Genomic DNA, 15,195 nt, shown 5'->3' on the forward strand with positions numbered 1-15,195 from the left:
TAAAAGGGTAAAAGCTTGTGTTCTCTATTAAAGCCATGAAAAACGTTGTTTTTATACTCACTAGCTTAGTTCTTTTCGCTGGCTGCGCAACCTCTGTTAAGCAAGTGTCAAAAACAAAGATAATTGAAAAAAAACCACCGAAACTTTCTATCGATCAACCTCTTTTTACAAAAAAACCTCAACTTGTTAATGCCGAATCTATATTTTCTCTCACAAAAGAACAGAAAGAAAAATACGAAATTTTCAAACAAGATTATTTAAAAGATATTAAGTTTAAAGGTAAAGATAAAGTTATAAATTCTCGAATACGCGTGGATACACCAGAAAATTTAATTGTTGGCGCATATCTTGAAAAGATTTCAGAAAACTTTTCTTACAAAGGGAAAACTTTAACTGCAAGAGAAACATTAGAAAACTTAAATGGTAACTGTATGTCATTAGCTGTTTTAACGACAGCATTTGCCAAAGCAAAAAATATAGAGATTAGCTATCAACTAGTAACCGAAGCTCCCATTTATCAGAAACAAAATGGAGTAGTTATTAGGGGACAGCACATCAAAAGTAAACTTTATGATCCTACTTTCAGCCCTAAACCAGGAACATTCACACTCACTAAGCCTTATGTAACCATCGATTACTATCCCAGTTTATTTTCACTAGGTGGAAGACGTGTTAATGACGATCAATTTCTTGCTATTTTTTACAACAATAAAGCTGCAGAGTCTTTTATAGATAACGACATTGAATTGGCCTATTGGTACACAGTCGAAGCTATGCAATATCATTATATTAATGAAGCATCTCTTAATATGCTTGCATTATTATATCAAAAACAAGGGTTAAACAACGAAGCGGAAAGAATTTACTTATTCGGAATCGAGCACTCCGATAAGAAAGTCGAACTATTGGGAAACTATCACAGTTTATTAATGAAGCAAAACCGACAGTTTGCAGCATTAAGAGTAGAAGAGAAAATGCGTGCTCTGAATGAGCCTAATCCTTTTGACTGGATTGACACAGCTTACGAAGCACTTCAAGAAGGAAAGTTAAGTCGCGCAGAGCGATACTTTTTGAAAGCTCAAAAGTCAGCGCCCTATTTACACGAAACTTACGCCGGCTTAGCTGCCATTGAATTCTTAAAAGGAGATATTCGCGGATCCAAAAAGCTTTTTAACAAAGCGATTGATATGTCTTATGAGCAAGAAATAAAAGAGAAATACAAAAATAAAATTTTATCCTTGACGATGAACTAACAAGTTAGTTCATCGATTGGCCATCGCGGCCGAGCCTTTATTTGCAAAGTTTCTCTTTCACCCATCTTAAACCGGCAATATCCTGCATAAGCGATCATTGCGCCATTATCGGTACAGTACTCAGGACGAGGATAGAAAACCTTACCACCCACTTTTTGCATTAGTGTTGCAAGCCCGTCCCGTAAGGAAACATTTGCACTAACGCCACCAGCAACCACCAGCTGCTTATGTCCTGTTTGCTGAATCGCTCGGCGACACTTGATCATTAAAGTATCAACAACAGCCTCTTGAAATGCAAAAGCGATATCAGCCAATGTCTGCTCCGATTGATCGCTGTCCCTTAACGTATTCGCGGTAAAAGTTTTAAGACCACTAAAACTCATATCTAATCCAGGTCGATCAGTCATTGGTCGAGGAAACTTGTAACGGCCAGGACGTCCCTTTTCTGCTAACTTCGCTAACATGGGACCTCCGGGGTAACCTAACTCCATTATCTTTGCTGTTTTATCAAAGGCTTCACCTGCAGCATCATCGATCGATTCACCGAGAATGGTGTAGTTGCCAATACCTTTTACATCGACTAAAAGTGTGTGTCCGCCAGAAACTAACAATGCGACAAATGGAAAATCAGGTTTTTCTTCTTCAAGCATAGGAGCAAGTAGGTGCCCTTCCATATGATGGACAGCCACTGCCTCAGCACCCCAGGCATAGGCCAATGAACGTCCAAAAGTCGATCCAACCAATAAAGCGCCAATCAAACCAGGCCCTTGAGTAAAAGCAACAGCATCAATGTCTTGACCTTTAAGGCCGGCTTGTTGAATCACCTGCTCCGTAAGTAGGGCAGTTTTGCGAATATGGTCTCGTGAAGCCAACTCTGGCACGACACCGCCATACTCAGCATGAGTTTCAGTTTGGCTGTAAAGCGCATGCGAAAGGATTCCATGTTCGGAATCGTAGATTGCAATTCCTGTTTCATCACAAGACGTTTCTATACCTAATACTCGAGTTGCCATAGATAATTCTAGTTACTAATTCTTGAGGTCAGTTTATCATAATTTAAATCAAGCGATGCTTGGCAATATCAGAAATTACTAGGAGAATTGTCTTTCTGTCGCCTGGTCAGCGACTTGATACCAGATTTGATTGAGTAGCTTTGTCCACTGACAATATATAGTAAAATGCTCAGACGATGCATTAATATTACGGTAACTACAATATTTCTGAAACAGTAGGTTTGCTTCATCATTCGTTAGCTCATTTATCGTGGCGCAAGAAGCAATATCGACCAAAGGCAATGCTTGTCTGGCGTATTCCCAGTCCAATATCTCACCATTAGCTAATAAGTTTTCAAATGACAAATCCATATGACAAGGACAGTGCGTGTCAATATTTGCAAAATAATTTCGCTCTGGTAACGCTGGTAGTTCGGCGATTTTGGCCATGTATTTAGTTTGATCACTTATGTTTTCTAACATCGAAAGATATTGCTCAACTTCTTGATAGAGATCCATCGGTTGAAAGTTCATATTCGAATCATGGATTAAAGATAAAGACTTGGCCGCCAGTTCTATTTTCTTATTTTTCGACCAGGATACATTAGATAAATTACCCGACTCTCGATACGGAACGATCAAACAACGGGACTCCTCATCGTGATACGATAAAGGAGGTGTTAGATTTAAATTTTCAGCTTGTTGAGTATTCTTAATAAACACATCGTAACTAATCGACAACTCATCTTGTCGTAGACACTTAAGAACCCAAAGTGAGACACCCTTACTCACATTCTTTTTTGATAAAGAGGATGCTTCATCTTTTATCAACCAACATTCATTAGTATCGCTTGGTAACGGCGCGACAACTTCAACACCATCGCTAAATATTTCTTCCTGCTTAAACAGCAGAAGAAGTTCTTCGACTGACTTCATTGTTTTGTTGACGCCATAATTTTTTCCACTCATAAATTCCATACAAGGTCATAACAAAGTAAACCACCATCAAAAGGCAAGTAACATACAATTCTTGTTGATAAAATATATAGAATGAAATGGGATTTAATACCAGCCAATAGTACCAATTCTCAAGAACTTTTTGAGCGACCAAATAAGTGGTAAATACCGCAAACCATACCGTAAACCCATTAATGTATGGCATATCTGCCTTCAAAATGGAATCAGAGAAAAAGCCAGAAATCAAAGCAACGATCGTTACTATACCAATCCATTTCAAATGTCGCTTCACGGACCATCTTGAGATTGGCAGCTCATGAGCTTCTTTGTCAGATGATTCATTTTTGCTATACCTCCAGTGATACCAGCCATAAACAGCAATGATTAAATAATAAATATTTAATGCTGCTTCCTGTAATAAATTAGTATCAAAAAATAAAACACTAAATATAGCAGTGCTGACAAAAGCACAAGGCCAACACCAACTACTGGCCCTTGCGGCAAGAATAATATATGCAATTGAAAGAGCTACAGCGATCACTTCCCAGGTATTTTGTGCCCGCCACTGCTCAGCCAAAATTTGAAAGAACTCCATTACAGTTTAAATTCTGTGATATCAGAATTTAAAAACTTACAGACAAAGATAGCTTTGAACTGCTCTTGATAAACTTCTTTCATTTCATTCTTGAGTACATCCATGACTAAATCAAATTCCCCGCATATCTGTGTACTCATTGCATTAGTATTTATTGCAAGTCCTTCGTACTGATTTAACTTATTAATAAAACCTAAAATATCAACTTTATAACCATCTTTTAATGGATATAAGCTTATTTCAACAGCCAATTGCATAATGCACACCTATTAAAATTGAGTATTAAAACTAACACCGACTTGTCTGGGGGCTCCTAACTGAAAGTAGGGTTCCGTCGCATAGCCATTTCTTGGGTCATTTCCGAAACTTCCAAACCCTCGGATATATGTCGTTTCATCGGTCATATTTTTTACCCACACGGTCAGCCGCCAATCCATAGCTTGATAGCCAACTTGAAAGTGAACGAGGTCTGTATGTTTGTTTCTGAGTTCATGATTATCTGAGAAGAATTCTTTATCTTTTCCTTCTAACGTAAGAACAGAAAACCAATGGTCTGTTGGCACCCATTTACCGGAAAGATGATAATTGTAACTGGGTGCTTGCGCTTGCTCTCTCCCATTAATGGTAATGACTTGATCATCTTCGAGTCGCAAAATTTGATCGAGTTCTGTTTCGAGTAAACCTATAGAACTGTTTAATTCGAAACTTGGGCTTACACGCCAATTAATATCAAGTTCAATACCCTGATTCGTTCCATTATCGACATTACCGACATAACCAATGAATCCTTGAGTGTCATCATCTCGAGTTATCACTTGCCAATTTTTTGTTTGTTGGTCGTCTCGAGTAATATGAAAAGCAGCTAATCGTAATGATCCTGCATCATCAAACAATGTTGATTTATAACCTAGTTCATAATTGATACTGGTTTCGCTATCAAACGTTCGATTGATTAAATCGAGTTCAGATTGTGGATTGACACCACCCGCTTTGAATCCACGAGCAATGAGGCCATAAACCATAGATTGCTCAGAAAGTGCATGCTGTAGAGAAACACGCCCGCCAATCATTGTTTCATCCGTCGTTTCACCAAATCCAACATCTTGATAATCTGCTTCTCGAGACTCTACACGGGCGCCGATTACAAGACGAGTATCTTCAGAAATTGAAGATTGTGCTTCTCCGTACAATGCAACCGTTTTGGTCTCGAAAATTGATTGAAAATCGCCAGATAAATAAGTGTATTGCCGAGTTAAAGCTTCGTCATCTTTTTTCGCATACACCCCAAATATCCAATCAGTTTGCTTTCCCCATAAATTGAACAGTGAATTTGGAAGCCAACGAAGATCTAGATTGATTGTATCCTTATCCCTCAAATAGCGATCGAAAGAAGAATAACCATCTGGATGAAATCCATCAAATGTCCAGTCCTCATCATAACCATAATCGAGTTGAGAATCTGAAACAGCAACGGAAAATTCAAATTCGCTACCTAACGAACTCAAATAATTTCCTTGTACACTCACTGCATCAGTTGCTTGACGATCAAATCCAGGTTCATCAGATAATGTCATTCGATTGTTGTCGAGAGAAAATGCATCATAACCATTATCAATATCCCAATGATGCAACGCGATCTTTAAATTAAAGTTTTTATTAACTTGCCAGTCAGTTTTTACTCGTGCGTTCAGTTCATCAATATTATCGGTATCATCTCTATTTAAAAATTGATTTTTAATAAAACCATCACTTACCGACTGGTGTAATACAAATCGCATCGCCGCTGCTTCAGAAATTTCACCACCAACGGCAATACCCGTCGACAAAGAGTTTTGCTCCGCTAAGGAAATGTCGAACCGATCAATTTCTGAACGAGCAGATTCTGTTTCCAGATAGATAGCTCCGGCAAGAGAATTAGCTCCAAAACGTGTGCCTTGAGGTCCCCTTAAAACTTCGACTTGCGACAAATCATATAACGTCGCGCTGCCCATCACGCCAGAAAAATCAATGCCATCGATAAAAAATCCGACACTTGGATTGATCGGGTCTTGAAATTGAGATCGCTCACCTATTCCGCGAATTTGTACAAAACGACCGCGGCTAGCTCCAGAATTAAAGTTAACGTTCCCAACGCTTCTTAATAACTGATCCAGATGCTGAGCATTTCGCTCTTTAATTTTTTCATCAAGAATAACTACCAAGCTAGAAGGTGTTTTATTAATTGGTTGTATCTTCCAGTCAGATCGAACGACTAAGACGTTATCATTCGACGCCATTTCCGTTTTCGATTTAATTTCATTGCTCTGATTTTTCTCTGATTCATCCAACTCTTCGGACATAATTGAACCAGTAAAAAAAGATACTATAACCACAGTCAATATAGGGTTAGTTGAAAACTTCATATAGAAAAATATGCCTCACAAATTTTAATACCGGAGACACCAGAATAGGATAATGTGAAAGCAACTGACTGACCATTCCTACGCCGGTATTAACCGGTTCAGGTTCAAAGGGTTCGCTAGACGTCTCAGCGGACAATAAAGTTGGCCGCACCCCTTGGTAAACATGTTGAAAATCTCAGGCGACATTATAGAGCAACTGATGACATTCCCAAAGCTATGCCTGAGTGTAATTAGGATGGATTATTTAATAAACCTCTCCGACATTACTGAGTAAGTGGTGATAATGTTGATATACCTTGGACATATCAATAGAGTTAAGAAAAGACGAGTAAGACAGATAGCACAGCAAGAATCGCAAATCCGAGGCCCATTTTGGTAAAAACCGTGGACGGCGGCACAGTCCTAATGAGCGCAAATAAGAAAGCGTCGGTAAATCTTCTATGTCTAATCGACCCGCAAATAATAATTGTATCGCATCAGCCCTTCCATGATTAACAGCAGCTTTCATAAAGTTGTGAACACGCAGTAATCCATCCAAGTACACAATGTCTTTAGTAAACGGTGCCCCACCGGATATCACACCGCCGCGAAAAACACGCCGCGTTGACTCATAAGATTGATCGGGAACATTTGTGCGCTCTAAAAAGTAACGGTAAACATCAATAAAGTTGGCTCCATCGATCGCCATTTGAATAGCTACAACACGGTCTGCTAAACGAGTCATTCGATCGAGATCCAAGGTTCCCGTAATATATTCCGCGAACACAGCCAAACCTTCTTGAGTTTTAGTGGCTCCAGGGTGTGCTAACGACAATAAACTTAAATTTCCCTCAGTTCGACCATTTAAAATGGTCGCGACGTGAATGTAAATTTCATGTTCAATGAGTTGTTTAATATCGTTGTCTGAAAAACACGCTGTTCGTCGAATTCGCACTTTTTCTGCACTAGCAAGAGCATTGGCAGATAAGTCTTCAACAACAAGAATTTCAGGAGCTTCATTGCCAAACGTCGCGCTTGTCACTTGTCGCATTTCTTCCGCTAAAGTCGATGCCAATATGCAGGCCTCTGGCGGCTCTCCCAAATCCATTTTAGAAATAGGCTTCAACAGCTCCAAATAGCGTCGTGCCAGATCAAGAGCGCTCGTTTTCTCATCTTTCAGTAAAGCTTTAGGTTCACCATACAACATTTTGGAGTTTTCAAAAAATCCGGAGGTACCTCGTGAATCCAACATATCAATGGTCGTAAGCAAGATGTCACATACCTGTTCCATCCAGTTATCTGCAGGGGTATCGCCCAACTGAGTTTTTAGTTTATTAAGTGCATCTCTTGCCGGCTTTCCCTCAAATGGCTCATAAGTCACTTCGGGCAATTTCTCTGCCTTGGCGTCAAAAAAAGCTTGCTTCGCGCTTATTGGCCAACCAACGAGCGACAAAACCTGAATATTTTTGCCTACTTGAAGTAATTCATCCGACAGTTTGCACAATCGTGCTCTCTCTCGAGTTTCCCAAGATGTCGATTTTTGACTCATAATCAATGCTTTAAGCGTATCGAATTCACATCACTGAGTATAACTCTCTTTTCTTTCGCAACCGTAATGAATTATTCGCTCCAACTTGAATAAATAACTGTGTGCAAATTAGCCATTATTTTTGCATTCTGGCTGGAAACCCATTATGATCGGCGCCCCTCTCTCTTGGAGGGCTTTGAATCTCCCAAAATGCGGGCATTCGGAGTATTTTATCAACAATCCAACTATTTAAGGTGGTGATTTTTCATGCCAAGCATAAAGGTAAAGGAAAACGAGCCGTTTGACGTGGCAATACGCCGTTTCAAGCGTTCTTGCGAGAAAGCCGGAATTCTGGCTGAAGTTCGACGTCGTGAGCATTACGAAAAACCAACTTCAGTTCGCAAGCGCAAAAAAGCAGCAGCTGTTAAGCGTCACGCTAAAAAGGTAGCTCGCGAGAGCATCCAGCGTAAACGCATGTACTAAGCGATCGTTTCCGAATTTCGATTAGGACCTTTAGCATATGGCCGCATTACTTGATCAGATCAACGATGCGATGAAAGATGCGATGCGTGCCAAGGCAAAAGACCGCCTTGGCACCATTCGACTTGTCACCGCAGCCGTCAAACAACATCTTGTTGATAACCGAGTCGATGATATAGACGATGCTACCTTGCTTGCTATTTTAGATAAAATGGTAAAGCAGCGACGCGAGTCTATTAAGGCATTTAATGATGCCGGTCGGACAGAACTTGCCGACAAAGAACAAGCTGAAATTGATGTTCTTACCGAATTTTTACCTCAACCATTGAGTGATGAAGAAATTGCTCAGTTGATTGATAAAGCCGTAGAGAGCACAGGCGCCGAAACCATGCGCGATATGGGCAAAGTAATGGGTGTACTAAAACCCAAATTACAAGGCCGCGCTGACATGGGTGCCGTTAGCGGCAAAATAAAAGCAAAGTTGGGATAAATACCCAGTTGCGACTTGAAAAGCGTGCTTGCGGTACGCTTTTCACAAACTTGATAACATTAGCGTTAATCGCCTTGTTGGTTTTCCAATTCTGGATACACTCCTGCATACTATTATAAACATTTGATTCTTGACGGATACTCAATGGCTGGACGTATTCCAAAACACTTTATCGATGACCTGATTGCACGCAGTGATATCGTCGAAGTTATTGAACGCCGACTTCAGCTCAAAAAAGCAGGTAAGAATTTTCAGGCCTGTTGTCCGTTCCACAATGAAAAATCTCCTTCCTTCTCCGTAAGCCCAGATAAACAGTTCTATTACTGCTTTGGCTGTGGTGCCAGTGGCAATGTTATTGGGTTTATTATGGAATATGACGGCCTCGACTTTGTCGAAGCCGTAGAAGATCTTGCTCACGCCCAAGGCGTCGAAGTGCCTCGTGAAGCAATGACTCAAATTAAGCCAGCTCAGCAATGGGAACACGATTATTATCAGCTTATGGAGAAAACGACGCGCTACTATCAAGCGCAACTCAAATCGAATGGCGAACGAGTCGTAGAATATCTAAAAGGCCGAGGTTTAAGTGGTGAAATAGCGCGAGATTATGGCCTCGGTTATGCCCCAGATGAGTGGCATTCATTACAGGCTCTCTTTGGACACGACCAGAGTATTAACAAGGCGTTGGTAAACTGCGGCATGTTAATTGAGAAGAATGGCAATCGTTACGACCGCTTTCGAGACCGAGTGATGTTTCCCATTCGCGACAAACGCGGACGAGTGATAGCCTTTGGAGGGCGTGTCATTGATAAGGGTGAGCCCAAGTACCTCAACTCACCAGAAACAGATATTTTCCACAAAGGTCGCGAACTCTACGGCTTGTATGAAATGCGACAGCACCAACGCAAAATTGATTGGGTAGTTGTGGTAGAAGGATATATGGATGTCGTTTCTTTAGCTCAGTTTGGCATTCGTAATGCTGTAGCCACCCTTGGCACAGCGACTTCCAGCCATCATATTCAACAATTGTTTCGCTATTGTTCCAAAATTGTTTTTTGCTTCGATGGTGACCGAGCAGGTCGAGATGCAGCACTTCGAGCGCTTTCACAAAGCATCCCACAAATAAAAGACAACCGGGAAATTCGGTTTATGTTTTTGCCCGATGGTGAAGACCCAGATACTCAGGTACGGAAAATCGGCGCAGAAACCTTTGCCAAAACAGCTCAAGGTTCGCCTTCTTTGTTCGACTTTTTGATGGATCATTTACGTTCACAAGTTGACATGGATAGCTTTGAGGGTCCAGGAAAGCTCGCTAATTTAGCCAAGCCATACCTTGAGTTAATGACCGACGCTATTCATCGAGAACGGTTTATTCAGCAGTTATCACTGCTAGTCGGACTGAGTGAGCGCAAACTAACTGATTTACTTCTCGAGTCTAAGTCAACCGAAGATGAGAGCAAACCGTTAGTCAGTGAAAGTCAGGGTGTCCCGTTAACCAACATTAGCCAACTAACCCCTATTCGCAGAGCCATAGCCCTGCTATTGCACAAAAGTGAACTAATCAATGAGGTTGTGGATTACGAGTGGTTGAGTCAACTTGAAATGCCCGGGAATGAAATTCTCAAGAAGATGATTGAAATATTGAAAGAGAGCCCCCACATTTCAGTGGGCGCCTTAATCGAAAATTGGCGTGATTCTTCGGTACAACCGCATTTACTAAAACTAGCAAATGAAGAGCTCCTGACACCTCTGGATGGTGCTGTTCAAGAAATACGAGACATCTTTAATCGATTAAAAAAAGAGTTTAAAAAACAACGTTTTAATCAATTACAACAGAAGTCTCAAAGAGGACCTCTGTCAACAGAGGAAAAACAGGAGTACCAAACCCTGCTTTTGGAGCTGTAGCCGCTAACATATTGCGACATATTTACAACAGCAAATTTGCTGTTGTGCGGCTACACTGTGTATAATTGCGTGTTTCGTGTGCAGCGCGCAGGCTTTCTATTGCCTAAACGCTGATTTGCAACGATTAACACTTACTAACTAGTATAAAGGTCGTAATTTAATGTCGAATGAGATGACCAGTCAGTCACAAAAGTCACAGCTCAAACTATTGATAGCAACAGGTAAAGAGCAAGGCTTCTTGACCTATGCAGAAGTAAATGATCACTTACCTCCTGATATCGTCGATCCTGATCAAGTCGAAGATATTATTCGTATGATTAACGACATGGGTATCCAGGTCGTAGAAACAGCACCCGATGCCGACTCGCTTCTTATGGCTGACTCGGTCGCCGATGACGAAGCTGCAGAAGAAGCTGCAGCCGCTCTCGCAAGCGTTGACTCAGATTTTGGTAGAACGACAGATCCCGTTCGTATGTACATGCGAGAAATGGGAACTGTTGAACTTTTAACGCGTGAAGGCGAAATTGACATAGCCAAGCGAATTGAAGAAGGCATTCGCGAAGTTGCTGTGGCAATTGCAGAATATCCCGCAACGGTTGAAACGCTTCTCGACGATTATGATCGTTTTCTGGCTGGCGAGATCAAACTATCAGATATTATCACTGGATTTAGCGATGGCAGCGAAGATGAAGACATTGTCATTTCTGGCAGCAACGTCGGCTCAGAACTTCCTGAAGACGAAAAAGATGATGAAGATGATGAATCAGAAGAAGAGGAAGATCTCGGCCCAGATCCCGAAGAAGCTCAAGAAAAGTTTACTGAGCTTCGCAAACAGCACGAAAAGACCGTTACCGCCATCAAAAAATACGGTAGAGCGCACAAGTCAGCTCAGAAGCAAGTAAAAGGTCTGCAAGACTTGTTTATGGAGTTCAAATTAATCCCTAAAGAATTTGACCGCCTTAGCAGCAAAATGCGCGGCAAAATGGACGCTCTACGTACTCAAGAAAGACTCATCATGAAATTGGTCGTAGACCAAGGTAAAATGCCGCGAAAAACATTCATCTCTGAGTTTCCTGGCAATGAGACAAATATTAAATGGCTAAACTCACACCTCAGCAAAGACGTTGGTTATCACGATGACCTTGAAGCTGTCGCAGAAGATGTCATTCGCTGCCAGAACAAGCTGCTTCACATTGAAGAAGAAACAAATCTGTCAATTGCTGAGTTTAAAGAAACCAATCGTCGTATGAGCATTGGTGAAGCCAAAGCTCGTCGCGCTAAAAAAGAAATGGTAGAAGCCAACCTTCGATTAGTAATTTCGATCGCGAAGAAATACACCAACCGTGGCCTTCAGTTCTTAGACCTGATTCAAGAAGGTAACATTGGCTTGATGAAAGCAGTTGATAAATTTGAGTATCGCCGTGGTTACAAGTTCTCAACCTACGCAACCTGGTGGATTCGTCAAGCCATCACTCGTTCAATTGCAGACCAAGCTAGAACAATTCGAATTCCCGTGCATATGATTGAAACAATCAACAAGTTAAATCGCATATCTCGCCAAATGCTTCAAGAAATGGGACGCGAGCCGCAACCTGAAGAGTTGGCCGTGCGCATGGAGATGCCTGAAGATAAAATTCGCAAGGTATTAAAAATTGCGAAAGAGCCGATTTCTATGGAAACGCCTATTGGTGATGATGAAGATTCACATCTTGGCGATTTCATTGAAGACAACGCTCAAGAGTCCCCTGTTGACTCAGCAACGTCTACCAGTCTTGGCGAAGCAACAAAAGATGTTTTGGCAGGCTTAACAGCCCGTGAAGCAAAGGTTCTTCGCATGCGATTTGGCATCGACATGAATACCGACCATACTCTAGAAGAAGTTGGAAAACAATTTGATGTCACTCGAGAGCGAATTCGACAAATCGAAGCAAAAGCACTTCGAAAGCTTCGGCACCCATCGCGCTCAGAAAAGCTTCGTAGTTTCCTAGACGAGCAATAAGACACTCTAAACTCCGCTTCGGCGGAGTTATTGTTTTCTGTGGTGATAAATTTATTTATGAGTGACTGTTTATAGAATGACTTTGCTGCGACTCACTGGCTTATTGTTGCTTTTACTATGCAATGAAGGATTCGCAAAGTCACAAATAGTTATTGATGATAATTTCTCTAAACTGTTTTTCAGTACTCCAATTCAAACCCTCAAAGAAACTCACTCTGAACTCCCAGAAGAAATAATTCATTCGATAAGATTTGAGGAAAAGACTTTCAATGAGTCTATGGACATTGGGTACAATGCCTACTGGTATAAACTCTCAGTTTCTGGCGACTTAAACCAACTTGACTCCAAAACTCTTCATCTTGTCTTTAGTACACACCATTTACGCCACCTTGATGTATTTTTATACGAAAATAAAACATTAATTAAGTCTCAAGCTTTAGGGCTTTTGAGTGAATCACCCAGCAATGGTTTATATAAGGGTCCAACTTTTCGATTTAAAATAAATAAAAATCAGAAGTTAACGATTCTAATCCGAAAGCAAAATGATGGCTCAAATATATCTCCTCTCACACTCTACGATAATGAAGCATTCAACGAAGCTTTATTTTTAAAGTATCTTTTATGGGGTGGAGCTATCGCTCTACTTTGCGCTCTTGGACTTTATAATGTTTTTATTTATGCGTTAAATCCAGGCTTTAGTTACTTTTGGTATCTAATTTTTCATGCTTCTGTATTTACTTATTTTTCAACAATGCATGGATTTGGCTACTTAATATGGCCTCAAGAATTTCTCACCTGGCTCGGGCAAAATTTGATGCCCATGCATGTACTCATTGTATGGATAGCATTACAATTTGCTCGTACCTTTTTACAGACCGAGGTCAATGCACCATCTCTACATGGGTTTATAAAATTTTTCGACTACTTCACACCTATTGCGCTTGTATTGGTTATTTGGTTACCAGAGTACATGACCGTAATGCCATTCCTTTTTTATCAAGCATTTGCTTCCGTACTAGGTTTAGCCCTGGCTACATCGGCTCTATTAAATGACTATCGACCAGCACGATATTTTTTACTCTCATGGATTTTTGTTATTGTGGGAGCTGCAATTACTGCTGCAGCTTACACAAATTTAATTCAGGCGACTAACGTGACCATTCATGCATTCTTCGCAGGAACAATATGTGAATTATTACTACTCTCTATCGCACTAGCAGACCGACTAAGATATGCCGAGAAAAAGGCAATCAGTAAAGCATATATCGATCCCCAAAGAAAACTACCGAACTACTCATTTTTCATAAATGAATTTGCAACGCAGTTGGTCGAAGTTAGAAAAGCACGAGAGTCTATAGCTTTAGTTGTTGTTCATACCAAAAATTATCAAGAGCTGGTTGGACTATTAGGCCCCAACATATTAGAGCCTATTTATCGAGAGCATGTCGCACGACTTGAGAAATATTTAACCACATCACCTTGGGCAGTGACTTTTACTGCACCTTCTGAGAATCAAGAATACTTTGTTTCTTTGCCTGGAGATCAAATATTATTTTTGATTGAGGTTAACCAAGACTTAGAGGAAAAACTTAAGTCACTACTCACATTTACTACCGAGCCATTAATTATTAAGAACTTTGAAGTTTCTCTGGATATTCACGTAGGCGCTACAATTATTGACTCTAAAAAACTATCGCCTTTGGAGCTTTATCGAAAAGTTCAAATTGCCTTATTACACTGCTCATACAAAGAGCGAGAATGGAATATTTATACCAATGAACAAGATATTTCTTTAAAAGAGCATGGTGCTCTATTGAGAGATATTAAAAAAGCAATTGCTGATCATGAATTTAATATCATGATTCAGCCGCAATTTGACTTATTTACACAACAACTCGTCGGCGGAGAAGTGCTTGTTCGCTGGGACCATCATAATCGAGGTGATGTAAATCCAGGCGAATTTGTTTTGGTCGCAGAGCAGACTGGTATAATTTCAAAAATCACACATCAAATTATCGAGCACGCTTTCCATTGGCTAAGTATGCAAAGTAGCTTACCTGACAAATTCTTACTCTCAATCAACCTTTCGGCCCAAGATTTATACGACGACCATCTATTACCCTTTATTGAAAATAAGATGGAAACTTATAAGGTACATCCACACAATATTGCTTTTGAGATCACCGAGTCATCAATGATGAAAAATGCTCAAAAGTCTCTCAATACAATTAACGAATTACAATCTAGGGGTTTCAGTATTGCTATTGATGATTTCGGTACGGGTTATTCATCGCTATCTTATTTACAACAGATCAATGCCGATAAAATAAAAATTGATTTATCATTTATTAGAAACATCAATCATAAAAAGACCAACAAGGCAATTACAGCAACAATTTCAAAACTTTCAAAGTCAATTCAAGCCAAAACAGTTGCTGAGGGAATCGAAAACGCAGATGAGCTGCTGGTTGTTAAGCAACTCAAGTGCGATATTGGTCAAGGAATATTTTGGAGTGAACCACTTAAACCAGAAATCTTTTCACGCCGATACAATACTCAAAAAAATGTCTTTGAAGACGACGAATACGAAGAAGCTCAGAAGCCAATTTACTAATCAA

The 15,195-nt window shown here is 40.4% G+C and carries 12 protein-coding genes and 1 riboswitch; of the genes, 6 read left to right on the forward strand and 6 right to left on the reverse strand.

Annotation, left to right across the window (positions count from 1 at the left end; all coding sequences use genetic code 11):
- Window positions 1-17 precede the first annotated feature (17 nt).
- Complete coding sequence (locus tag FAX86_RS04125; RefSeq protein ID WP_144392061.1) at window positions 18-1,253, forward strand: tetratricopeptide repeat protein; 1,236 nt, start codon at window positions 18-20, stop codon at window positions 1,251-1,253.
- Here the strand turns inward: FAX86_RS04125 and tsaD are convergent.
- The 6 genes from tsaD to FAX86_RS04155 all read right to left on the reverse strand — a co-directional run bounded on the left by tsaD (window position 1,250) and on the right by FAX86_RS04155 (window position 7,727).
- On the reverse strand, window positions 1,250-2,266 hold the full coding sequence (gene tsaD / locus FAX86_RS04130) for a tRNA (adenosine(37)-N6)-threonylcarbamoyltransferase complex transferase subunit TsaD (RefSeq protein WP_144392062.1): 1,017 nt from the start codon (window positions 2,264-2,266) through the stop codon (window positions 1,250-1,252). The two genes, FAX86_RS04125 and tsaD, sit on opposite strands and share 4 nt — an antisense overlap.
- Window positions 2,267-2,344: 78 nt before the next feature.
- On the reverse strand, window positions 2,345-3,181 hold the full coding sequence (locus tag FAX86_RS04135; RefSeq protein ID WP_164503450.1) for a phosphotransferase: 837 nt from the start codon (window positions 3,179-3,181) through the stop codon (window positions 2,345-2,347).
- Entirely contained in the window at window positions 3,147-3,797 is a 651-nt protein-coding gene (gene pnuC / locus FAX86_RS04140) for a nicotinamide riboside transporter PnuC (RefSeq protein ID WP_144392064.1), read from the reverse strand. The genes FAX86_RS04135 and pnuC overlap by 35 nt, the downstream gene beginning before the upstream one ends.
- Window positions 3,797-4,054 carry a YkoF family thiamine/hydroxymethylpyrimidine-binding protein gene (locus tag FAX86_RS04145; RefSeq protein WP_144392065.1) on the reverse strand — a complete coding sequence of 86 codons (258 nt, stop codon included), beginning with the start codon at window positions 4,052-4,054 and terminating at the stop codon, window positions 3,797-3,799. Before FAX86_RS04145 ends, pnuC begins: the two co-directional genes overlap by 1 nt.
- A 12-nt stretch (window positions 4,055-4,066) precedes the next feature.
- Window positions 4,067-6,136: a TonB-dependent receptor gene (locus FAX86_RS04150; protein WP_164503451.1), complete on the reverse strand. Its 2,070-nt coding sequence runs from the start codon at window positions 6,134-6,136 to the stop codon at window positions 4,067-4,069.
- Window positions 6,137-6,257: 121 nt separating this feature from the next.
- Window positions 6,258-6,364: riboswitch (TPP riboswitch) on the reverse strand.
- Window positions 6,365-6,443: 79 nt separating this feature from the next.
- Window positions 6,444-7,727 (reverse strand): peptidase MATCAP family protein, encoded by a 1,284-nt coding sequence (locus FAX86_RS04155; protein ID WP_144392068.1) that lies wholly within the window; start codon window positions 7,725-7,727, stop codon window positions 6,444-6,446.
- A gap of 246 nt (window positions 7,728-7,973) precedes the next feature.
- On the opposite strand from FAX86_RS04155, the gene rpsU reads away from it, so the two are divergent.
- The 5 genes from rpsU to FAX86_RS04180 all read left to right on the forward strand — a co-directional run bounded on the left by rpsU (window position 7,974) and on the right by FAX86_RS04180 (window position 15,191).
- Entirely contained in the window at window positions 7,974-8,189 is a 216-nt protein-coding gene (rpsU, locus tag FAX86_RS04160) for a 30S ribosomal protein S21 (protein ID WP_144392069.1), read from the forward strand.
- 37 nt (window positions 8,190-8,226) lie between these two features.
- The gene (locus FAX86_RS04165) at window positions 8,227-8,676 is read left to right on the forward strand and encodes a GatB/YqeY domain-containing protein (RefSeq protein WP_144392071.1); all 450 of its coding nucleotides are present in this window, start codon (window positions 8,227-8,229) and stop codon (window positions 8,674-8,676) included.
- 144 nt (window positions 8,677-8,820) lie between these two features.
- A complete protein-coding gene (gene dnaG / locus FAX86_RS04170; protein ID WP_144392072.1) occupies window positions 8,821-10,578 on the forward strand; it encodes a DNA primase in 1,758 nt (585 codons plus the stop codon).
- A gap of 160 nt (window positions 10,579-10,738) precedes the next feature.
- Window positions 10,739-12,577, forward strand: coding sequence for an RNA polymerase sigma factor RpoD (gene rpoD, locus FAX86_RS04175; protein ID WP_246128496.1), 1,839 nt, complete (start codon window positions 10,739-10,741; stop codon window positions 12,575-12,577).
- A gap of 76 nt (window positions 12,578-12,653) precedes the next feature.
- The gene (locus tag FAX86_RS04180; protein ID WP_144392073.1) at window positions 12,654-15,191 is read left to right on the forward strand and encodes an EAL domain-containing protein; all 2,538 of its coding nucleotides are present in this window, start codon (window positions 12,654-12,656) and stop codon (window positions 15,189-15,191) included.
- Window positions 15,192-15,195 lie beyond the last annotated feature (4 nt).

This window comes from Pleionea sediminis (assembly GCF_007570825.1).
Classification (GTDB): Bacteria; Pseudomonadota; Gammaproteobacteria; order Enterobacterales; family Kangiellaceae; genus Pleionea; species Pleionea sediminis.